At 58.0% G+C, this 21,981-nt stretch carries 13 protein-coding genes and 1 pseudogene; 9 read left to right on the top strand and 5 right to left on the bottom strand.

The window, feature by feature from the left end:
- The first annotated feature begins 137 nt into the window (after positions 1 to 137).
- The 8 genes from ACTEK7_RS36265 to ACTEK7_RS36230 all read left to right on the top strand — a co-directional run bounded on the left by ACTEK7_RS36265 (position 138) and on the right by ACTEK7_RS36230 (position 12,604).
- A complete protein-coding gene (locus ACTEK7_RS36265; RefSeq protein ID WP_225147019.1) occupies positions 138 to 2,102 on the top strand; it encodes a hydrolase in 1,965 nt (654 codons plus the stop codon).
- Between the two features lie 118 nt (positions 2,103 to 2,220).
- Positions 2,221 to 3,627, top strand: coding sequence for a hypothetical protein (locus ACTEK7_RS36260; RefSeq protein ID WP_225147018.1), 1,407 nt, complete (start codon positions 2,221 to 2,223; stop codon positions 3,625 to 3,627).
- Positions 3,624 to 5,675 carry a glycosyltransferase gene (locus tag ACTEK7_RS36255; RefSeq protein ID WP_225147017.1) on the top strand — a complete coding sequence of 684 codons (2,052 nt, stop codon included), beginning with the start codon at positions 3,624 to 3,626 and terminating at the stop codon, positions 5,673 to 5,675. Before ACTEK7_RS36260 ends, ACTEK7_RS36255 begins: the two co-directional genes overlap by 4 nt.
- 73 nt (positions 5,676 to 5,748) lie before the next feature.
- Entirely contained in the window at positions 5,749 to 7,170 is a 1,422-nt protein-coding gene (locus tag ACTEK7_RS36250; protein ID WP_225147016.1) for a lipopolysaccharide biosynthesis protein, read from the top strand.
- A gap of 37 nt (positions 7,171 to 7,207) precedes the next feature.
- Complete coding sequence (locus ACTEK7_RS36245; protein WP_225147015.1) at positions 7,208 to 8,083, top strand: glycoside hydrolase family 16 protein; 876 nt, start codon at positions 7,208 to 7,210, stop codon at positions 8,081 to 8,083.
- A gap of 72 nt (positions 8,084 to 8,155) precedes the next feature.
- Positions 8,156 to 9,313, top strand: a complete 1,158-nt coding sequence (locus ACTEK7_RS36240) for a glycosyltransferase (RefSeq protein WP_225147014.1) — start codon at positions 8,156 to 8,158, stop codon at positions 9,311 to 9,313.
- A gap of 153 nt (positions 9,314 to 9,466) precedes the next feature.
- The gene (locus tag ACTEK7_RS36235) at positions 9,467 to 11,686 is read left to right on the top strand and encodes an AAA family ATPase (RefSeq protein ID WP_225147013.1); all 2,220 of its coding nucleotides are present in this window, start codon (positions 9,467 to 9,469) and stop codon (positions 11,684 to 11,686) included.
- Positions 11,687 to 11,911: 225 nt separating this feature from the next.
- The gene (locus tag ACTEK7_RS36230; RefSeq protein ID WP_225147012.1) at positions 11,912 to 12,604 is read left to right on the top strand and encodes a sugar transferase; all 693 of its coding nucleotides are present in this window, start codon (positions 11,912 to 11,914) and stop codon (positions 12,602 to 12,604) included.
- A 466-nt stretch (positions 12,605 to 13,070) separates the two neighbouring features.
- On the opposite strand, the gene ACTEK7_RS36225 is transcribed toward ACTEK7_RS36230, so the two are convergent.
- Positions 13,071 to 14,390 carry an FAD-dependent oxidoreductase gene (locus ACTEK7_RS36225; RefSeq protein WP_225147011.1) on the bottom strand — a complete coding sequence of 440 codons (1,320 nt, stop codon included), beginning with the start codon at positions 14,388 to 14,390 and terminating at the stop codon, positions 13,071 to 13,073.
- A 1,810-nt stretch (positions 14,391 to 16,200) separates the two neighbouring features.
- Positions 16,201 to 16,419: a hypothetical protein gene (locus tag ACTEK7_RS36220; protein ID WP_225147010.1), complete on the bottom strand. Its 219-nt coding sequence runs from the start codon at positions 16,417 to 16,419 to the stop codon at positions 16,201 to 16,203.
- Between the two features lie 131 nt (positions 16,420 to 16,550).
- Between ACTEK7_RS36220 and ACTEK7_RS36215 the strand changes: the two are divergent.
- Positions 16,551 to 16,947, top strand: a pseudogene (locus ACTEK7_RS36215) (GDP-mannose 4,6-dehydratase); the annotation flags it as partial.
- A 37-nt stretch (positions 16,948 to 16,984) separates the two neighbouring features.
- On the opposite strand, the gene ACTEK7_RS36210 reads toward ACTEK7_RS36215, so the two are convergent.
- The 3 genes from ACTEK7_RS36210 to ACTEK7_RS36200 form a co-directional block, all read right to left on the bottom strand.
- The gene (locus ACTEK7_RS36210) at positions 16,985 to 17,368 is read right to left on the bottom strand and encodes a transposase domain-containing protein (RefSeq protein WP_474810793.1); all 384 of its coding nucleotides are present in this window, start codon (positions 17,366 to 17,368) and stop codon (positions 16,985 to 16,987) included.
- 59 nt (positions 17,369 to 17,427) lie between these two features.
- On the bottom strand, positions 17,428 to 17,625 hold the full coding sequence (tnpB, locus tag ACTEK7_RS36205) for an IS66 family insertion sequence element accessory protein TnpB (protein ID WP_474810802.1): 198 nt from the start codon (positions 17,623 to 17,625) through the stop codon (positions 17,428 to 17,430).
- A 1,230-nt stretch (positions 17,626 to 18,855) separates the two neighbouring features.
- Positions 18,856 to 21,981: family 16 glycosylhydrolase (locus ACTEK7_RS36200; protein ID WP_474810791.1), on the bottom strand; the 3,126-nt coding region annotated here is incomplete at its 5' end.

Here is a 21,981-nt window from a genome sequence, read left to right as displayed (position 1 = left end):
TCAGAGTTGGCACGCAAAATGCTACAAGCAATTTATTGATCTGAGCAACATCTAATTGCGGAGCCCGCCTAGCACAAATCAATTTGCGACCGTTACGCGTGTTCTGCGTCATTCGGTGCGTTGGAGTTTGGTAATTTATGAAGTCACATAGGCTAGCCGAGCGCGTCAGAGCCGCCGATGGAATCGATCTGATATCCGTCGACGTCTTTGATACGCTGCTGCTGCGAACCGTGCGCTCCGCTCGCTCACGTATTGTGCAAGGTGAGCATTTATTCAGCAACCTTCTTCGGGCGCGCAGCTGGCAAATTGAACCTGTTCTGCTGGCGAGAGCCAGACAAGAAGCCGAGCGAATTGCCTTCCGAGTGCTCGCCGTGCGCGGTTCCGGTGAAGTCCGACTGCCCGACGTGATCGATCGGCAACTTCGCTTGCTAGGTCTTCCGGATTCCTTGAGCGCTGCGCGATTGGCAATTGAACTCGACATCGAGAAGACCTCGCTCGTTGCCAACCGGACCTTGGCCGGGTTTCTGCGCGCACGTCGAGCGGCGGGCAACCGCGTTGTCGCCGTCAGCGACACCATGCTGTCGTCTGCAGACCTCGATAGACTAATCTCGCATTTTCATGGGTGCGATGTTGTTGATCAGATCTACAGCAGCGCCGATCAGAGATGCACCAAGCGTGACGGTGCCCTGTTTGTCCGGGTCGCCGAAGCAGAAGGGGTATCCTTAGGACGAATTCTGCACATCGGCGATGATCCGCATGCCGACGTCCGTCGCGCCTCGGCACATGGATTAACTGTCATTCATACACCCCGGCCGGTCTGGTTCAGCTATTTGCGCAAGGCGAATGGCGGTTTGGTTGCTGCTCGGGCCGCATTGTCGCGACCAAAGCGGGGCAACCGCTCGGCAGCGGAGCCACCCGAAAATGCGTACGCGTTTGGACGTGTTGTTCTTGGGCCCATCGTCACTCAGTTTTGTTTGCTGATTTGGCTATACGCCGCCGAAGTGAACGCAGGCGACAAGGCGACCTTGCTGTTTTGCGCCCGGGGCGGTGTTGGAATAAGGGAAGTCTTCGAACGAGTCATCGCTCGGCTTTCGCTGCCGCTCGGCATGCCACGGCAGAACTTCATGGTCTCACGCCTCGTTGCGGCGCGCGCTGCGGTGTTGGTTCGCAGCGCTTCCGCGCTCGAGGAGATTGCCCGTGAGTTTCGCGGCCGCTCGTTTCTTGATGTAGCTTGTGCCCTTGGTGGAGGACGCTACGAGCTGCCAGAGGAATGGAAGCAGCCATTTCGTGCAGACGTATTCTTGACCATGTTGTTCGACGATCGCGCGAAGGCGGTTTTGTCTGACATCCGCGTGCAGAACGCGTTGTTCGAGCGGCACTTTGCCAAACTCCGGGGCGATGCTCGCCGAATTCTGCTGTGCGATACCGGTCTCTACGGAAGCACACAACGGCTATTGGCCAGTGCCTTTCCGGCGCTACAAATTGAAACCATTCAGTTTGCCCGATCAAACTATAAGGGACACAGCGAAGAACATTTCAAGCAGGTTTTCGGTCTCTTGGTTGAGCGCAATCGCTATAGTCCGCTCGACGTCCGTTCCTCAGTCCTGCGGTATTGGCATCTGATTGAGAGCCTGTTCGAGCCAAGGATCCCCTCGGTCACTTCTTTTGTCGACGACGGAGAGGATGTCGCGGCCAATTGCGGCGACATCCGGTTTGGGATCAGCGATGCCAGCCTCGGAAACGAATTGCTGTCCGGCGCGCTCAGTTACGTAGACAGCCTTCCGATCGACGGCGGGGCAACGGCATTACGCGATGCCGATGCCGCCTGGCTTCGGCTCAAGCGGGCCATTACGCGGCCTACCGCCGGCGAATTGCGATGCCTCGAAGTGCCGGGCCGATCCGTCGACTTTGGCAGACCCGATGTGCTGCAGGCATTGCGCGCCGAGCAGCCCCAGCCGGTGTTGAGCAGGCTGGCATCGCTGCGATTTGAACTCTGGCGTGAGGGCGCAATAGCTCGGCAATTCCCCGTTCTTAAGCACGCTCTGCTGCCGATGCTTGATTCCATACATTCTATCAGGGGCATGATGGCTCGCCAGCATTGAAAAAGCCGATGCCGAATCCAGCAGCACTTCACGTGCCGTCTCCGGTCAGCCGCGCTGGCTCCGCGACTCTGGTCAGGACGTGTCGCAGCGTACTCGAGTCAAACCCCGGCGGTGCGTCATGTCGCTAGAACCGATCGGGATTTTGACCATCCTACTCGGGTTGCTCTGCCTGCCGCTCGGTTATCGCGCCACTTTCGGCGTGCTGATGGGCACTGCCCTGTTTGGCGCGGCCGCCGCCATCCTCGTCGGCGGCGCAAACATTCAACCGGCACACCTGTTCTTAAGTTTTGCCATGGCAGCAGTGCTCGCTCGGCGCCACGAGGCTGCCGCTGCGATGCGAGCCATCAGCTTCGGCCAACCCGGATTCTGGCTGTTGTGCTTGGTGATCTTTGGCGTCGGCTCTGCTGTCCTGATGCCGCGCTTACTGGCTGGCGCAACGCAGATCGTTCCGCTTGGCGCGTCGGAATACGCCGACACCGGCTCAACCGTCCCGCTTGGGCCCGTGTCCAGCAATTTTACTCAGTCCGTCTACATGGCAGCGGATCTTGCCTGCTTCGGGATCACGGCCGCGATCGCAACGACTCATGCCGGCTTTCGCGCCGTTGTCGCCGCAGTACTCGGCTATTGCGCCGGAAACGTCCTGCTCGCCATGCTGGACATCGGAACGTATGCGACAGGCACCCAAAGTCTCCTCGATTTCATGCGGAACGCCCGGTACACAATGCACGCCGATGATCAGGTCAACGGCGTAAAGCGGATCGTCGGTTCATTTCCCGAAGCTTCCGCATTCGCGCGCGCCACTCTCGGAGCGTTCGCGTTCACCGGCACCCTCTTTCTGAGCGGCAGGATGCCAATGCTCACCGGCCCGATGGCGCTTGCATCGCTGGCGCTTGTCGTTCTGTCAACCTCCTCGACAGGATTTGCTGGGGCTCCACTGGTCGGCTTGATCCTCTACGCCGGACTTCTGCGGCGATCGGGCTTTCAACCGAACCGTCCGCTCAGTTCCGCGGCCGTGCTATGCACGCCGATCCTCCTGGTCATCGTGATCTTGGGCGTGCTCCTCGACGAACGAGCCAGCGAAACGGCGCGTACCTATGTCGATACGTTGATTCTCAACAAATCCTCTTCGACCTCGGCCATCGAGCGCAGCTCTTGGAATGCGGCTGCCCTACAGAACTTCTATGACTCCTTTGGTTTCGGCGTTGGGCTCGGAACTATCCGCACATCGAGTTTTCCGATCGCACTGCTTGCCAACGTTGGTATTCCGGGAACTGCCTTCTACCTCCTTTTCGCGGCAACAGCCCTGTTCGCACCACTGAATGGTCCGCGGACTTATGAGACCGACGCTCGCCTAGCCGCGCGCAATGCATGTTTTGCTCTCATCATTGGCGACACGTTGGCAGCTCCATCCGTGGAGCAAGGTCTGCTGTTCTACGCCCTCGCCGCGCTGGCTTGCGCTTCACCGCGGGATCACCTCGAAGGAGTGTTGCTCACGCCGTCCGAACCATCGGGAGCCAAAGCATGAATGCATCCAGCAGTTTTGCCGTCAATGGCCGCTATCTGACTCAGCCCACGAGCGGCGTGCAGCGCTACGCCCAGGGCGTCACGGCGGCAATGAATCAGGCACTCGTCGGGTCCGGCGCAAGCGTTCCGATCATTGCCCCCGCGGCCGCCCCCGATCCTCGGCTTCAGGCCATGCCGCTCATTACGGCGGGGCCGCTCGGCGGACACCTCTGGGAGCAATTGGTTCTTCCCGGGCGGTGGCCCGGACGGTTGCTCAATCTCGGCAACACAGCGCCGGCCGTCAAACCGGATCAGGTCGTGTGTATTCACGACGCCAACGTGTTCGACGCACCGGAGAGCTATCGGCCAGCGTTTCGCGCGACCTATCGCGTGCTGCAACCGCTGTTGGCAAAGCGCGCTGCAAGGATCACCACCGTCTCAGCCTATTCGGCTCGACAACTTGCCCGACACCTTCGGCTACGCGACGGGGACATTGCAGTGCTTCCAAATGGACACGAGCACGCCTTGGCCTGGGATCCCAGCCTCGCGCGCAAGGATTGCCAAGTTGCGGCCGGCGCCCGGTTCGTGCTGGCGCTCGGATCGCGCGCTCCGCATAAGAACCTACAGCTGGTTAGCACCATCGCGCCGGAGCTCGCCGCAATGAACATCGGCGTGATCGTCGCCGGTGGCGGCGCGGACATATTTTCCCCTGAGCTTCTAACGGAAGCATACGACTTAACCCTCCTCGGCCGCGTCACAGATGACGATCTCGCCTATCTGATGGATCGCGCCTTGTGCTTGATCTTTCCATCATGGACAGAAGGTTTCGGACTTCCGATCATCGAAGCCATGGCGCGTGGTTGTCCCGTCGTTGCCTCGGATCGCGCCAGCATGAGCGAAGTATGTGGCGATGCCGCTTTGCTCGCCCCCCCCGACGATCCACGACGCTGGGTTCAATGCATTCGGCAACTCTCGACATCCGGCGATCTGCGCGATGAACTGGTCGGACGTGGCCGCGAGCGGATCAAGATGTTTTCTTGGGCGCGCACCGCGGCTGGATATGTCGAGCTGATGGAAGAGCCTACATCGGCTCTGAGAAGGCGTGAGACCACCGTTGGACGCATGCCCAGAGTGGCAGTGGCAATCGCAACACGAGGACGACCCGAAACGGTGACGGCAACCCTGACTCACTTGCTGCAAACCCAAACCCTCAAGCCGGACGCCGTCATCGTGTCTTGCGTCAACCTTGAAGATGCGGGCGATGCCGCCAAGCTGCCCGGCGTTCGGCTTGTCACCGGCCCCGGCGGCTTGCCGGCTCAGCGAAATACCGCGTTGGCCGCGCTCAGTAATGAGGCCGACGTGATCGTGTTCTTCGACGATGATTTTCTTGCGGATCCCGATTGGTTGGCCGCGGCCGCGCAAACGTTTCGAGACGAACCAGAGGTCGTCGGCTTCACTGGTTATCTTTATGCTGACGGCATCCTCGGACCGGGTCTCAGCTTTGATGAAGCGCGGCGCATCTTGACGGAAGGCACGCTGTCGCCCGAAGCACCGCGTATCGAACCATTCAGCCCGTACGGCTGCAACATGGCTTTCCGTATGTCTGCGATCGGCAACATTACCTTTGATGAGCGGCTCGTCCTCTACGGATGGCAGGAAGACCGGGATTTTGGCGCAGCGCTCGCAAAGCGAGGCGGCCGCCTGATCAAATCCCCCCGCGCCCGAGGCGTGCATATGGGACTGAAGGCGGGCCGTGTTGCCGGAGATCGCCTGGGCTATTCCCAAGTCGTCAATCCAATCTACCTGCTGCGCAAAGGCACGATGACGCCTCGGCAGGCAACCATGCAGATCTTTCGGAACGTCGCCATCAACCTGGCGCGCGCCGCCAGACCTGAACCTTTCATCGACCGGCGGGGCCGGCTTCGCGGTAACGTGCTCGGTTTCGCCGACGTTCTGAGAGGCCGTCTTGAACCCGAGCGAGCAGCGACCATCATACTGAGCGACAAGAGCTCGGGCCCGCGACCACTATCTCCAAGCACAGGCACTCGCGATGACGCCACTGCCTCATGAAGCCGCGCGAGCCGGCACTCTTTCCGCATCGGCGACCAGGCAATGCCTCGTCGCAACGTGCAGGCATTGAGTCGTGCTTGCCCGCAAAACCCTCTTGGGCGCCGCTTGGACTGTGTCGTCCAGGCTAACAGCCCGGGCTATCGATTTCGTCACGCTTCTGGTCCTAGCACGCATCCTGACGCCCGCTGATTTCGGCCTCACCGCCCTCGCCGTTACCGTAACGATCATCGCGGACATGGTGCTGGAGGTACCAACGCTGCAGGCTCTGACGCGCTTGCCAAGCGTAACGAAGTCGCACTTGGACACTGCCTTCACCTTGAGCGCTCTCAGAGGCATCGCCTTGACATTGGTGCTTTTGCTCGTGGCGTGGCCCTTTGCTCAGATTTACCAGGATTCCCGCTTGGCCAGCTTGATCATCGTGAGCGCCATCGGACCCTTGGCTCGCAGCCTGTATAGCCCTGGAATGGTCGAGCACACCCGCAGCCTGGCTTTCAGGCCAGTCTTTGTTACCGAGATCTTTGGCAAACTTGCCGCAGCGATCATTGCAGCGACAGCAGTCAAACTTGGCGCTGGGTACTGGGCCATCGTCGCCAGCGGCATCGCAGCGTCCTTGGGCGCCACGTCGATGTCGTACCTGTTGGCCCCTTACAGACCAAACCTCTCGCTGTCGAAGTTTCGGGAGTTCTCGGCTTTTCTGGGTTGGCTGAGCGGCGCCCAGATCATCATCGCGGTGAGCTGGCAGTTTGATCGAATCCTACTCGGCTATTCCTCGAGCAAGGCCACATTGGGTCAATACACCATCGCCAGCGATCTATCGGTGATGCCAACCCAGAGCCTGATCGGCCCGGCGATGCAGCCTCTCATGGCCGCACTGTCGCAGATCAACCAGAACCAGGACCGGCTCCGTCACGCCTATTCGAAGGCGTCCCGGCTCACGATGTCACTTGCCGCGCCGGCTTGCATCGGAATGTCATTGACCTCGGACTTGATCGCCGAGGTCCTGCTGGGCCCGCAGTGGGGCGAGGCTGGACTCTACTTGCGGTGGCTCGCATTGTCGACCGTCCTCAGCGCGTTCTATCAGCCTCTGCATTCGTTGGCGCTGGCCACCAATCGAACCCATCTGGTGTTTCGCCTCACCCTGGTCGAGCTGTGCGCCAAGATCCTGCTTATGTGTTTGGGTTTCTACTTCTATTCGCTTGCAGGCGTGGTGGCGGCACGGGCCGCGGTCTCGTTCATCATGTTCGCCCTCTCCTTGATGGGAGCCCGGCAACTGGTCGGGACCAGCGTCGCGTCTGAGGCAGCCAATCTATGGCCAATCGCCGCCGCATCGGCGGTGATGACCCTTCTGGTGATGGGCCTGCGATACAAGCTGCCTGAGCTCCATCTGGCTGCGTTTTTTGAACTGGGAGTGATCTCTCTGTTCGGCGCCAGTGTGTATGTCGGCGCACTGTATGGCTTTGGTGTTCGGATCAGCGGCCGCGCAGGGGCGGTGTGATGGTCGAAGTGCACGATGCAGGATCAAGGAGAGCGAGATGACCGAGAAGGGGTATGCAACAAAACGCCCGACCTGGGCAGTCACGATGGTCGCGCTCACGGTCGGGATTTCATTCGGTTCTGCGATCGCGGCCGAGCAGCCTGCATCGTGTGAACTTCATCCCGTCTTGCTTGAAGACTTCAACGAGCTCAGTGTCTCAGCGACCCGCCTGGGCGCAGCCCGTTGGACCGCACACACCCCTTGGTCGGGCGATTTCGGCGACGCGGCATTTGCCAATCCGGGACCGAGGGGGCCATTCAAGGTGGAAGACGGAGTTCTCACCATCACTGCTTCGAAGGATCGGAACGGCAAGTGGACGTCGGGTCTTCTGGCTGCGGCCGATGCTTCCGGCGCCGGGACCGGAACCCGGTACGGCTATTTCGAAGCACGTATGAAGATGCCGCCCGGTCCGGGAACGTGGCCCGCATTCTGGCTTGCCGCTCTGAAGCCCGCCACGGTGACGGAAGGAAACGTCGAACTTGATGTCATCGAATATTATGGGCAGTTCACATCCGCTTATCAGGCCGCCACGCACATCTGGTACAAGCAACAACCGCAGAAGACCCGGGGCGAGGGGCAGAAGGTCACGGTACCGAACGATGCGCTTGTGCAAGACTTCCACACTTTCGGCGTAGATATCTCGCCGCAGGCCATTGTGTTCTTCTTCGACAGAACCCCGGTGTGGAGCCAACCAACTCCACCTGAACTCGACGGTCCGCTCTACCCTCTCGTGAACCTGGCCCTCGGCGGTGGTTGGCCGATCGATCAGACACCCAATCCTTCCACGCTGTTGGTCGACTATGTCCACGTGTACGGGCGCGGGCCTGGTCCGGCCGAAGGCTGTCCGCCTGCCCCTGAAGTCCTACCACGCTGAAGCATAGATGTCCGCTCGATCCCAATGCGCAATCACAGCACACCTTTGATCAATTCGCGAAGGGCTGACTGCATGAAAGTCGCGATCATTCACTATTGGCTTGTGGGGATGCGCGGGGGCGAGAAAGTCCTCGAAGCTCTTTGCGAGATGTATCCCGAGGCGGACATCTATACGCACGTCTATGTTCCAGAAATGGTCTCCGAAACTATTCGCAAACACCGCGTTGTTTCGACCTTTATCAATCGGCTACCGCGCGCTCCACGCATGTACAAGACCTATCTCCCGCTCATGCCGCTCGCTCTGGAGCAGCTAGATTTGCGCGACTATGATCTGATTCTCAGCAGCGAATCCGGACCGGCAAAAGGCGTCATTGCTCCTCCTCACGCCCTCCACGTCTGCTATTGCCACACACCCATGCGCTACATCTGGAATATGTTTCACGATTACCGAGCCAGCGCCGGTTCGCTCGCGCGCCTGGCCATGCCCTCGCTTGCGCACTATCTAAGACTGTGGGATGTCGCTTCCGCCGCACGGGTCGATAGCTTCGTTGCCAATTCCGCAACCGTCGCCGGCCGCATCCGCCGCTACTACGGTCTCGACGCCAACGTGATTCATCCTCCAGTGGATACTGCAGCATTCTCGCCGTGCCCCTCCTCCGAACTCGGCGACTACTATCTGATGGCCGGCGAACTCGTGTCCTACAAGCGGCCCGACCTTGCGGTACGCGCGTTTAACGAATTGAAACTGAAGCTGGTGGTCATCGGCGGCGGCGAGATGTTATCCGAGATTCGCCGCCTCGCCGGCCCGACCGTTTCCGTGCTCGGACCGCAGCCGTTCGAGGCACTCAAGCACCATTACGCGCGCTGTCGCGCGCTCATCTTCCCGGGAGAAGAAGACTTCGGCATGGTCCCGGTAGAGGCCATGGCGAGCGGACGTCCGGTGATCGCTTTCGGGCGGGGGGGCGCTACCGAAACAGTCGCAAACGACCTGACTGGTCTCTTCTTCGACGAGCAGACCATTGATGCCATCAGCAATAGCATTGCCCGATTCGAGCGAATGACCTTTGAGCCCGAGGCTATCGTTGCTCACGCCCAGCAGTTTGGCCGCGAGCCATTCATCCGCAAGATGCGTTCGCATATCGATTTCCTTTTCGCCCAACGCGCCAGATCGGAGACAGCAAAGCAAGGAAGCGCTCGACATGAGCTCAACTCTCAATTGACTGTTTCTTGAGCACAGCCTGCACGGCATTTGGGCTCTGTAACATCAATTTAATGGGCGATACTGCTTTTTGTTTAAATGCCAATTCTTGTTTGCGCGAGCAGATGCGAGCCGCTCCTTTTGGACTGTACGCGTTCATAAAACGAGTTGAGTTGAGGGCGTGGAATGAACATCGCCGGCGAATTTCGGCCCTACGCGACGGCGACAGAAGCCGGCCCTGATCAGGCAAGATCTCTGCTTCTGCTACGCGACTTCTTACGTCGCGAATGGCGTCTTATTGCCTTCATGACGGCCGCCTCGTTGGCGCTTGGCTCGCTCTACGTCGGGATGGCGCCTCGCAAGTTCACGGCGCAGGCCGACATGTTCGTTGATACCAAGGGAATTACTTCGCCACGAAGTGAGAATGCCCAGGAACATCAAGGCGTAGACGACGCTGTTGTGGAGAGTGAGATCGAGACCACTAGGTCCGAAAAGGTCGGCAAAGCGGTCATAAACAAGTTGCATCTCACGGATGATCCAGAGTTCGTCGCCTCGGGCAATGCAATCACAAGCCGCTTGGCCCGATGGTTACGGCTAACGAAACCGTCCGAAGAAAGGCCTTCGTCTGCCGAGCTGGAGCGACGCGCGCTTGGCGTTCTCAAGGACAATCTGCGCGTCACCCGTTTGGGCCGCAGCTACGTCGAGCAGATCGCCTATACTTCGCTTGACCCGGACAAGGCTGCACGGATCGCCAATGCTTTCGCCGACGCCTATATCGAATACCGGCTGCAGGCAAAGTACGAGGCTACCCGACGCGCCAGCGTTTGGCTGGAACAGCGGATCAGCGAACTCCGTCAGCAGGCCAGCAATGCCTACAAAGCCGTGCAGGACTTCAAGGCCGAAAACGGCATCATCATTGGCGTCGAAGGCAAATTGGCGAGCGAGGTTGAGCTCGATCAGCTCGGCGTCGCACTGGCCAAAGCTCGCGCCGACACCAGCCAAGCTCGCGCCAAGCTCGAGCGCATACAACGCATTCTCGAACAACGACCTGAGAAGGAGAACTTCACGATCCCAGATCCGGTTGTCACGGATGCGCTCAACAGTCCGGTGATTACCAAGCTACGTCAGAAATACCTGGAGAACCAAAACAAGCAAGCCGAATGGAGCGCGCGCTATGGGGCCGAGCATGAGGCCGCCAGGAATCTGCGATCGGAAATGGCAGCGCTGCAACGGTCGATGTGGGATGAAATCTCTCGTATCGCGGAGAGCTATAAGAGCGAACTCCAGATTGCGAAGTCGCAGGAGGAGGCGATCGATAGGCGAATGATCGAGATCTTCCAGCAATCCGGGGCGACGCGGCAAGCTCAGGTTCACCTGCGGGAGCTGGAAACGGGTGCAAACACCTATCGTGGCATCTACGAGGCTTTTCTGTCTCGATTCACCCAGTCGGTGCAACAGCAGTCGTTTCCGTCGACCGAGGCCCGCGTGGTGACGGAAGCGTCGGCACCTACAAAGCCAAGCTCGCCCAAGCTCGCCATCGCCTTGGCTTTCGCAGCGATGTGCGGGCTCGGCCTGGGCACGCTCGCAGCAATAGCCCGAGAGCAATTCATGTACCGGAGGGTCCATACACGTGACCAGCTCGAGAAGCTGTTGAGCACGCCCTGCCTCGCCGCTTTCCCAGCTGTTTCAAAGCTGCGGACACGATGGCGCGGCGGTCACGCCAGCGCCTTCCAGCAGATCAACAAAGCCGCTCCTTTTTCAGCTACGGCCGAGGCGTTGCGTTACATCAAGGTCGCTATCGACCTGCATCCGGTCAAGCCAAAAGTGATCGGCATTACGTCGGCCCTTCCCGGTGAAGGGAAGACAACCGCCACCGCGGCGCTCGCCGCATTCCTCGCGAAAAGCGGAGCCCGCACGCTTCTGATTGATTCCGATCTGCGTAAACCGGCCTTATCCAGAATGCTTGGCTACGAGCGCCGGTTGGGGCTGCAACGGATGGTGGTCGATCGGTTGCGCCTCAAAGACGTGATCATCAACGACCTCAATTTCAACTTCGATGTCGTCCCCTCGCCATCCGGGGCATCGCCCTCGAACAGCTCGGATGTGCTTTGTGCGTCATCGGTCAGGCTGGGACTGGAGCGAGCTCGCGAGGACTACGACTACATCATTTGCGATTTGCCGCCGATCTTGCCCATCGCTGACGTCAGAGCGGTCGCAAGCCTGTTTGACGCTTTTGTGATGGTGGTTGAATGGGGCACGTCCACCAACGAGGTCCTCAAGGCAATCCAGTCATCGCCGCTTGTTTCGGAGCGATTGCTTGGCACCGTCCTCAACAAAACCGACGAAGCGTTTATGCGTCGCTTTGAGGGTTATTCCGATCGGCGCTATTCCTATTACCAAAACTGAAGGAAGGTAGAGGCGCTGCTGCCGCCTTTTCAAATCGCAAAGTCATCACGAGCTCAATTCATACTACGCTGAAAAAATCCGCTGTCGCTGCCGAAACTTTAAACTTGTATTAATTTTGCACCGCCGTCAGAATTTAATCTGCTCGCATTGGGGGCCGATGAGACCGCAAGAAAAGAGGGGACGAGCTCGAAGGCATTTTAGGTTTTGTTTTATGGAGTTCCCGCAATGGCCAATGTGGTCGATACACGCGGCGAGTTGCCTTTCATTTCCGCAAAGAGACGTTCTCCCGCCCACGTGGCACCGCGTCCCGTGGGTACAGTCGTAAAGAGATCGGTTGATCTTGTATTGGCAGCTTTTGGCATTCTGCTGCTTTCTCCTTTGCTGTTGCTCTGTTGCTCGGCCTTGATTTTGTTCTCGCCAGGACCGGTCCTGTTTCGTCATAGACGGGTTGGCTTTAATGGTCAGACCTTCGACTGTCTGAAGTTCCGTACCATGGCCCCTGACGCAGCGGAGCGGCTGCAACGGTTGTTGGAGTCGGATCCTGCGGCCGCAGCCGAGTGGAAGGCCACTCGCAAGTTACGCGCAGACCCTCGCGTCACGCTGTTGGGCGCAGCGCTGCGTCGCTCCAGCCTCGACGAATTGCCTCAGTTGTTCAATGTCATTCGCGGTGACATGAGCATCGTCGGACCTCGGCCGGTCACCGAAGAAGAACTGGCGCGGTACGCGTACAAGGTCGACGCCTACCTCGCCTGCCGTCCTGGAATTACCGGCCTTTGGCAAGTGAGCGGTCGCAGTACAACCACTTACCGCCGGCGCGTTGCCTGCGATGCATTCTACGCGCGCAATTGGTCCATCGTGCTGGACACAAAGATAATGCTGGCGACCATCCCAGCTTTATTTGAGGACGCGGCATATTGACGTAAACCAGAAGCCGTCTGCGAGACAGACGGCCTTCTGATTTTCGCTCGATTGCACAGGAGTTAGAGCCACGAACAAACCAACGCTGAAGCCATCAAGTGTATCAATGAGGAATGATGATGAGCGCGAGCTCGACCGACGCTACGGATTTCGAATCCGTCTGCTCAAACTGCGCGACGTTGGCCGTCACGTTCGAGTGTAACGACGGAGCCCTCGACGACACACCAGTCTTTTGCAGGAACTGTGGTCGCTTACGAGGCCTCATCGGCGCGGTTAGGAAGATGGCCCATCAGCCCGCGACACCCCACTCGGCCGGCTCTCGGAGCCCCAGTACGACCCGTCTTTGCTGCTCTAGGGGCCGATCCGTATTTTGCCAACTCTGCGCGGCTCCAACTACTTCTGCCTGGATCGTGAAAGCAATTCACCAAAACCTGCGATGCGCTCGCATTGATTTGGCTCTTGTAATCTAGTCCGAACGAAGTGCGGCTTCTGCTTTCAATGTGGAGTCGCGGGCGGTGGGTTGATAGTCAAATCTACCTTGCCGCCCAATGGATTCGATTCCCAACTGGCGCAGTGCGACCACTGCTCTTCCGGCGCGCTCGTCAGCCTGATCGGTGTAAATGGGATAGGCATTGTCAAGCACATGCGCCCCCTCAAGCCGCAGGTCGCCAAGAAACAAGCTGTTGTCGCAGGTATGAGTTCTAAAGTCACAATCTGCCTTATCCCTATCGTGGGCCACATGCTCCGCATTGATCTCAACGGAAAAAAATTCTCGGCCATGGCACTTGCCGTAGAAATCGGAGTGCATTGTAAGGCGCTTCCAAGCACCTTCTCTTGAAAAATTGTATAAGATGGATTGCGTAAAGCCCCGCTTACCGGAAAAGCTATAGAACAGCGTCAGCAACGTGACAGTTTTCATCTCTCGGTGAGCTTGCAAGCCGCACAAATCCTGGATGCGCGCGAGGGGAACGGTGGAGACCAGGCGCCGGCCCGCAATTGCGCGCTCGTTTGCCAGCACGATCGAAAAGTCTCCATTCTGCCTTTCAACGCCAGTTATTTTGGCCCCCAGAACGAAGCTTGCGCCTCGACCTTCGAGCCGCTCCACTGCCTTCTGATAAAGAAATGCGAAGCCCTCCCGCGGTCGAACAAGTTGTCGATTGGGCGGCACATCCGGGGCGCGACGCAACGCGCGCGCCACGAGATTTCGTAGCGTCGCATGCTCTTTGATCCAAAGCATCCTCTTCTCGGCAAACTTGACGTCGACCTGGTCGGCCGGAAATCCGTAGAACCGGCTCAAATAGAAGCCTAGTCCTGTGCGCTCCAGTAACCGCTTTCCTATCCAGAACGTTGCAAAGTCCTTAGCGCTCCGGATCTTGCGGCGGAACGTTCGGGCAAAAACGATCGAGCCCACCATCCGAAGCCACTCCATCGGACCAGCTGAGAGCAGATCGTCCTTGATGGATAGCGGATACTGACTTACCGCACCTTGCGGAGTGAGACGCCCCCAAGACGGGTGAATCTCAATATAGAGCGGCAACAACTCGGGAAAGTGCGCCAATAGCGGGGAATCATCCTGAAAGATGTAACTGCCGACGTCGAACGTGTAGTCACCAATCTTGCAATCAATGTGATTTCCACCACTCTGGGCGTACTCGTCGATGACGATGACCTTTCGGGCGCCGCCGCGAAGCAAGATCGATGTGGCCACCAAGCCGCTGATTCCAGCGCCCAGCACCACCCCATCGTAGCGCGCCTCGTCAAAGCTGTTCGTCATCAAAAAAACCATCAAACGGTCTGTTCATTCAAGCGCATTCTTGAATGCGCGGCTAGCAATATCATAAGCTACGAGCGGACGTTGGTCGTACCGCGTTCTCGGTGCATGTGCCCGCTGCTCAGCTTCTCGTATGCCTAATTGACGTTGAAGCGGCTTCGAAATCCGTACCAGCCGTGTCCGCGTCGCTTCGTTCGGTACGTCAGTGACTGGACATGGGCGAAGGCGTCGGACTGGTCTGGATGACGCCCCGGCTGACCTGTGACACAGTCCTAGGTCAACGGCTGAACGGTGAGCAAGCCCGCCTCAGTCTCCGATCCAGAGTGTCTCTAGGTATTGGTTAAGGCGGATCGCAGCGCTAGGTAGATCCTGTGGTAACATAATGCGTGTTCGACTAAGCAAGTCCCCCACTTCGCGTTCGATCATTTGGGCTCGGCGTCTGCATTCGAAGCGCGTGGCGTAAGCAGCTTGGCACAAAGATCGAGCTAAAGAGCATACCTTGTGCACGGCGTCCTGATATGTCGCGCCCCAGAGTCGCTGCGAGCCTGCACCAGATCAGGTACCGTTTTCGCAGCTGTCTGCGGATAAAATCGACTGCAGTCGCCGCCAAGCCAGCCGTGAGAATGCCATGACCACACATTGCGAAGACGAATTAGCTCTCTCGCGCGAGAGATTTCAGCCAAGCAACTTCACATTCAAAGCCAAGCTATTCTAATTGAGGTACTGGAAAGTGATGGGCACGACATGGCTGAGCAAAGAAAACGTCTCGCCAAGGAACGATCAGATTTAGCGACGCAGATCGCGCAAAAATTTGGTCTATTAGGGGGAATCCTGGCCGTAGTGAGTGATAAACCGCCGAAAGTTGGAAGGTTGCCCCTACGTATTTAGCGAAGGCGCCAGCCTACGCTGCCGCGTGGTCAACATGTCGAACAATAATCGAGCGTTCAGCGAAGCAGTACGTAAACTCCTCATTCAAACTGGAGTTCGAGAAAACCGTATCCCGAAGTTATCGCCTAGTCTGGTGATGTGACAATCTTATCGGGCTCGGTTTGCCCAGCGCAGTTTGAGCGAGTCGGCTAAGTCGATTCTTGATGACAAATCTAGGGTGTTTGCCTAGTTCTTACTCGGGAGACCTGGGGAGGGGGATGGGATGGAGCTGTTTAGAGCCGAAAAGGTTGGCGAAATCGAAAGCCGGCCAAATAGAAAGTGTAGATTCTGCGGAAGAACGCTCCGCCTGCTAAAGGTAGTGCATTTCCCAGATCGGGAGAAGACCCTGCGTTCGTTTGAATGCGAGTGCGGCGACCGCACATGGGACGATTAAATCTCACGTGCTATTTAATTCGGGGTTTATCCTTCGAGTTCGGTCTGGTTTACGCCCACCGCGCAAGTTGAATTTGTCCCTGACCAGATTGCCGGCACAACCTAAAAATTCAAATAGATCGTGTCAGCAGCGCCTCCAAACCCAAAGGGGGACCTGCCGGTATATTCGCGGGTACTAAAACGGCGGCCAACCTGCCTTCTGGAGGACAGATGGATGTTGACCTCCCAAGAGAGCCGCCCAGACGGCGGAGTAAGCATCACCTCGCTTTCATCCGGAAGCAGGAGTGTCTGCTCTGTCACAAGACACCTACTGATTGGCATGACCTGGAGTTCCCCAACCACATGCGTTGGCACGCAATAGCGGCGAGTTCACCGTGCAGCTTTGGGGTCTCATCACGAATGTCTGCATCGACATGGAGAGATAAAAAGAGCCTGGTGGACCAACCTGCACATTTGGTCTCTGCAGATCGCAAAAGCGCATTTCGGCGACCATCCGACTGTCGCTTCAAAGGCCCAGCCGGCGGCGCAAAATGTCACGCAGCTCGCTCAGTTCTCGGAGCCGTTGAGCATTGTCGGATTGTGTTTCCTGCCACTCAATGCGCTCCTCTGCAGTCCATAAGCAAGACTCGCGATTGAACCGATCTTTCTCTTCTTCATCGAACTCTATGTAGATTCCTATATCGCGTTCAACCTGATCCAGTTCTTCTCGGAGAGTTCCCGGCATTGGCCGATCCTCCGGCGCTGCCCCCAGCCTGCCCCGATCTTCGACAAATCGGCGCGGCGATCAATGGGCATTGTGTTCGCGGCTGATAAGATAACTAAGTGGCTCTCGCCGACTTGCTCGGGTTGGCGCGATTGGTGCGCATACATTTGGGCCTGCCAGAGCGGCTTTATCTGGGTAATCTGGACGCCCCGCGCGATTGGGAACCCGCGCGCAATTATGTAGAAATGTAATAGCTGATGCTGCGACAGGACCAGCTGAAGGATTTCGTGATTGCTACCGGCGTGCAGCATTCTGTCCGAGATTTCGCCAATGTCGCAGCCAACGAAGTAGGCACGCCAGTTCGCTGGGAAGGAAGTGGCGCCGAAGAAAAGGATATCATGCCAAAATGGGCAGGTGAGTCGTTGCCGTTGATCCCCGCTATTTCCGCCCCACTGAGGTCGCGACGCTTCTTGGTGACCCGTCAAAGGCCAAACAGAAACTTGGCTGGAAGCCCAAGACGTCGTTCGAATGCCTAGTCGAGAAATGATGTAGGAGGATCTCGGATCCGTAAAGCGCTGCGATCTCATCAAGCAGCACGGGTTTGGTTAGTTTTTCTACGGCGCGAATACGCAGGAAGGTTAGAGCAGCTACGGAATGAGCGCACGAAGAGTTCATACTCTTGTGCCTTCTTCAAACATCCCGACGGCGATGAGCAGATGCGCAGCCCGTTCACCTCATTGAAGCGCAAGCGTCCTTTAAGGGCTGGAGCACGAAAGGCCCAGCGCTGGTCGATGTCGCAGTTAGGATGCCCGTCGGCGATCCTGGTCAGGACGTTAGTGAAATAGGCGAGCGGGCCTACGCCGTTGAGCTGCAAGTCTAGACGGGGACGCGAGGACAGCCGAGTGTTCGGCGCCACCGTCGGATCCGGCAAACAGCGCGTTCTTGTCACTTGCAGGCAAAATAAGAGCATATTTGCGCCTGACGCGAGCTCGATGCCCCTGATTCACTTCGCCGCAACGCAGCCCACAATTAACCGGCTTGCGTCGGGACGATCGTCTCCCGTGGCGCGTGGACACGCCGCCCATCGAGGCCCTTCGAGCAGCGCCGACAATTCCGCGCCGACAAACGCATCACACCATCCCCGATCTTCGGCCAGCGGAAGACGCCGTCCCTGAGCCGCTTGGCGAACAAGCACAAACCACAAACCCGTTCCGTCCGGAATATCAGCTGGATCCGGTCCGCCCATTAAATCAGCGGGTGATTAGCTGTCCAAATTCTGCTCTGGCTGCGATCCGATGTCGCCCTTGGTCTCCGCCGTCTATGGGATCTCAGCGTTCAAATGGTCCGCCGTCCGGCTTGATGTCGTCCGAAGCTTTGCTGACCTCGATTCTTGTAAGCGTCGGTCGCGGCCCGCCGGCTGGAAGTGATCACGGACACAGGACGCCGTCGCTGGTTCTCCAAGGACGACAAGGCCCAGATAATCGAGGAGACGCTGGACCTGGCGCGGTCGTTTCCGAGATTGCCCGGCAACGCGGGCTGCCCCCCAACAAGTATTCACCTTGCGCTTGCAAGCACGCCGGTTGCCGCCGCCGATGGCTGACGATCCGCCGTTTGTCGCGATTTCTGGCCCACGAACGCAAGACAGCGCAACGCAAAGCCAAGCCGGATGTCCGGGCTCGCCATTGCCATGGCGGAGGCATCGAGATCGAAGCCGAAGGCGTCACGATCCGGGTTGGCTGAGGCGCCGACTTGGCGATGATTGCGCCATCGTCCATGCGCTGAAGGCAAGCCGGTGATCGGGCCGTTCGGAACTGTCCGGTTGATGGTAGCAACCAAGCCAGTCGACTTCCGCAAGGGATGGAGGGGCCTGCTAACCAATTTCCTTCAAGTTCCCCCTGCGGAACCGGGTGCCTTGTGCCGCTTCCCTGGGGCCCGGCATGTCTCGGCGATTTCTCATAACAGCCGTTAGTGCAGCCTGTTTGCTCACAGGCTGCGCAAGTGCGCGCGCCAAGCTATGCGATTGCTTGGGATGGATTGGGCCGCACCCAATCTACCTTACAGGGCGAGGCGCGTGACCAGTTCTCCGATCGCATACGAACACAACAAGCAACGAGAGAGAGTATTGCTGGCCCTTCGTCCCTATTCAGAAGCGTGGTGGGCCGTGCACGACGAGATTGAAGCAGAAAACGATCAGCAGCTCAGCAAGAGGCTGGTGATCTGTAGTGGCTGTCTTGATCAACCGCCATCAGACCTTCAACTGAATCTCTTTCCAATCGACAGTCGACCTCGTGAGGCAACGCACTACCATTCGGCCTGCCCGCGAGCGCACGCGGGGCCGCCAAACTGACGAACGATGTTTCAACAACGCCTGATCACTGACACGCCTGGTCGTCGAGCGTGCGCCCTTGCCGCCAACTTTCAGTTCTTTTTTAAGCCCAATTGAGAGGTCGATCAAAGCTATGCAACAAATGAATAATCCAAGGCACTAAGGTGTGTCACACCCACAATGGTGAGCTTATCGACTCCGCCGGCATAGTGGACGGACAACTCGTCTCCCTCGACGGCCAGATACGCGCTTGCGTCATACCCCTGAAAAAGCAACTTGTCGTGCTCATCTGTTGAGCTTGTATACACATGGAAGTCAACAATCGTATCGTGTCCGCTTCCCTTGCCGTAGACGAAGGTGTCGTTTCCTCCACCTCCGAACAGCCAATCGTCGCGTCCCGCCCCATTAAGAATGTCATTGCCGCTTGACCCCACCATTCGATTTGCGAGATCGTTTCCGGTTCCTGTCAAGCCCCCCTGCATCAGCGATAGATTCTCGACATTTGAGGGGAGCGTAAACGAAACGCCCCACACCTGAACCGTGTCGATACCCTCGCCCGCCTTCTCGATGATAGTGGTATTTGCAGCACCGACGACATAGGTGTCGTCGCCGGCGCCGCCGACAAGGGTGTTACCCGTCCCGCCTGCCTTGAGATTGTCGTTCATGGCGGTGCCATAGACGTACTGATCAGCGGCGACACCACTCCAATAACTGAGAGCGGTGCCGCTGGTGGGCAGATCCCCTGGAAGGTGGAAGTTATCACTCACGAAATCGGAGATCGTTGTCCCGCGGAAGACCAGTGTCTCATAAAACGTCAACTTCAGATAGACGTCGGATCCGACCTGAGCCATTGCTGCCGTGATTTCGCCAAACGAAGTAAAGCTAAAGCCATCCAGCTTGACTACGTCACGATCAATGGCACTTCCTGGATGGAAATCGGTGATGATATCCGAGCCATCCCCGAGCTTGATGACAAAGGTGTCGCTCCCACCGCCGCCGGCAAGAATATCGTTGCCCTGTCCTCCTGTGATGACGTTATTGGCTGAATTGCCGATGATGACGTTAGCTTGGCTATTCCCGGCGCCATTGATAGCAGCAGCCCCGGTCAAGATGAGGTTCTCAACGTAGTTGGGAAGAGTGTACGAGGTCGATGCCCGCACTGTATCCACTCCGCCCCCCGCGATCTCCACGATTTGGGCGTTGGTATCCGTGACGATGTAGGTATCGTCGCCAAGACCGCCGATCATGATGTCGCCCCCGCCATTACCTCCCATCAGATCGTTGCCGACCGTTCCTGTGAGAGTTTCGGCACTGCTTGTTCCAGCGATTGTGACGGTGGGAGTACCGCTCGACAGAAGGGTGTAATTGGCCAGAGTGTATTCGGGGAGCTGGTAGGCCTCGATCGAATCAATGATCAGGGTTGCGGTGGATCCAGCGGCTGCGGCTCCAGCCCAGCCACCCATCGCTAGATTCGCGATCATGTACATCGCCGTATTCATATCTGCGGGCGTGGGAGCCTTGGCAATTTGGGCGCCATCGACAAAGAACGTCAGATCATAGGGTGTCCATTCGACCGCGAATGTATGCATTCCCGAAGTAAGATCAGCCGTATTTGCCCAAGCACCCGGAGCGGCCGTCGATCCGGTCGACGAATGGACTTGCCAATGAGCCTGATCCGGGTTCTGCCCGAATGCCTCCAGCACGTCGAGTTCAGCGCTGTACTGCCCGTTGATCGGCAGCAACCAGAAGGCGGGCCAAGCCCCCGTTGTACTTGGTAACGTGGCCGTCATCTCGAAGTATCCGTAAGTCTGAACGAAGCTGTTTTCGCTCGAGATCATACCGGTGTAGAATTGAGCTCCTCCGACATACGGACTGATGGACGAGGAGACCGGCTGAGCAGTGATGACCAATTCGCCATCCTTGATGGAGAACGGGTTGAGACCGAGCGAACTCGATGCCTGCGTCCCCGGCAAGCCGGAGAAGCTGCTATCGACGTAAACGCCCTGCTCCCCGCTCCCGCTCAGCAGATAACTGGCCGAACCGCTCCACGCGTAGCTTGTGCGCCAAGTCAGACCAGGATCCTGACCGGCCGACAGCGAATTGAAATCATCACCAAACGTCTTGATGAGACCCGACTGGGGCGTCACGATGTTGACGTTGGCTGCTACGAAGCTTTGAAGATTGGTGTGTTCAAGGGTAATCCTCTCGCCGTTTCCGAGGGCAAGGTAGCTATCCGTGCCTGCTTGCGTCATTGCAGCCTTGACATCGGCAAACGTCTTGAAATTCGTGCCACTAACCTGAAGGATGTCTCCACCCGCTCCAGCGGTAAAATCGATGATGACATCATTTCCATTTCCGGCCTTGATGGCGAATGTGTCTATGCCGCCGCCACCCAGAAGCACGTCGTTGCCGAGCCCTCCATCGATCATGTTGTTGCCGGCGTTACCGGTGACGAGGTTGTCAAGCGCGTTGCCAGTGGCCGGCGCCCAGGCACTCCCGGTCAGCGTCAGATTCTCGACATTTGGCGCATTGACGAGGCTATAGCCCTCGTAGTTTCCAGCCAGGATTGTATCCACGCCTTGGCCGGCCTGTTCGACGACCTTTGTGGTGCGATCGTAGATGACATAGGTGTCGTCGGCGGCGCCTCCCACGAGAGTCATCGCCGAGCCGCTGGCCTGCAACTTGTCGTTTCCGGAAGTTCCATACAACGTGCCGGTCCCAGCAGCGGCTGGCGCATAGCTCGCGACCGCGCTTACGGGCAAAGGATTGTCGAGCTGGACATTCGCTGCAACCAGGGACGTGACCGCCACGTTTTTCAACGTCACAGTCTCGGCGCTGGACAACGCTATCACCGTATCAGAGCCAACCTGCTTGGCAGCCGCCAGGAGATTCGCAAAAGTTGCGAACCCGTAGTTCTGGACTCGCAGCACATCACCGCCAGGGCCCACTTGGAAATCATTGACGATATCCGAGCCGTAACCTTTGGAAACCACGAATAAGTCGCTGGCTCCGCTTCCGGTCAACACGTCATTACCAGAGGTTCCGAAGACGATACGACCTTCTGAGAGCGGAGCCGACGGTTGTGTCGCTGCAATAGTCAGGCTGGCAGTGGATATTGCGGTCAGAGATCCATCGGACGCCGTGTAGTTGAAGCTGACCTGCCCGTAGTAGTCCGCGGCCGGCGTATACGTCCAGGTGCCATTGCCGTTGTTGACGATGCTGCCACCACCGCTCGCCACGCTGACCGAGGTGATCGA

Source organism: Bradyrhizobium sp. JHI2711 (assembly GCF_056156565.1).
The sequence above is the reverse complement of the archived record's forward strand: the minus strand, read 5'-3'. Positions and strand labels throughout refer to the sequence as shown.

What these genes read in the sequence shown, in the direction of transcription:
- ACTEK7_RS36265 (WP_225147019.1), top strand. Translation starts at nt 138, where the DNA reads ATGAAGTCACATAGGCTAGCCGAGCGCGTCAGAGCCGCCGATGGAATC.
- ACTEK7_RS36260 (WP_225147018.1), top strand. Translation starts at nt 2,221, where the DNA reads ATGTCGCTAGAACCGATCGGGATTTTGACCATCCTACTCGGGTTGCTC.
- ACTEK7_RS36255 (WP_225147017.1), top strand. Translation starts at nt 3,624, where the DNA reads ATGAATGCATCCAGCAGTTTTGCCGTCAATGGCCGCTATCTGACTCAG.
- ACTEK7_RS36245 (WP_225147015.1), top strand. Translation starts at nt 7,208, where the DNA reads ATGACCGAGAAGGGGTATGCAACAAAACGCCCGACCTGGGCAGTCACG.
- ACTEK7_RS36240 (WP_225147014.1), top strand. Translation starts at nt 8,156, where the DNA reads ATGAAAGTCGCGATCATTCACTATTGGCTTGTGGGGATGCGCGGGGGC.
- ACTEK7_RS36235 (WP_225147013.1), top strand. Translation starts at nt 9,467, where the DNA reads ATGAACATCGCCGGCGAATTTCGGCCCTACGCGACGGCGACAGAAGCC.
- ACTEK7_RS36230 (WP_225147012.1), top strand. Translation starts at nt 11,912, where the DNA reads ATGGCCAATGTGGTCGATACACGCGGCGAGTTGCCTTTCATTTCCGCA.
- ACTEK7_RS36225 (WP_225147011.1), bottom strand. Translation starts at nt 14,390, where the DNA reads ATGGTTTTTTTGATGACGAACAGCTTTGACGAGGCGCGCTACGATGGG.
- ACTEK7_RS36220 (WP_225147010.1), bottom strand. Translation starts at nt 16,419, where the DNA reads ATGCCGGGAACTCTCCGAGAAGAACTGGATCAGGTTGAACGCGATATA.
- ACTEK7_RS36210 (WP_474810793.1), bottom strand. Translation starts at nt 17,368, where the DNA reads ATGCTCTTATTTTGCCTGCAAGTGACAAGAACGCGCTGTTTGCCGGAT.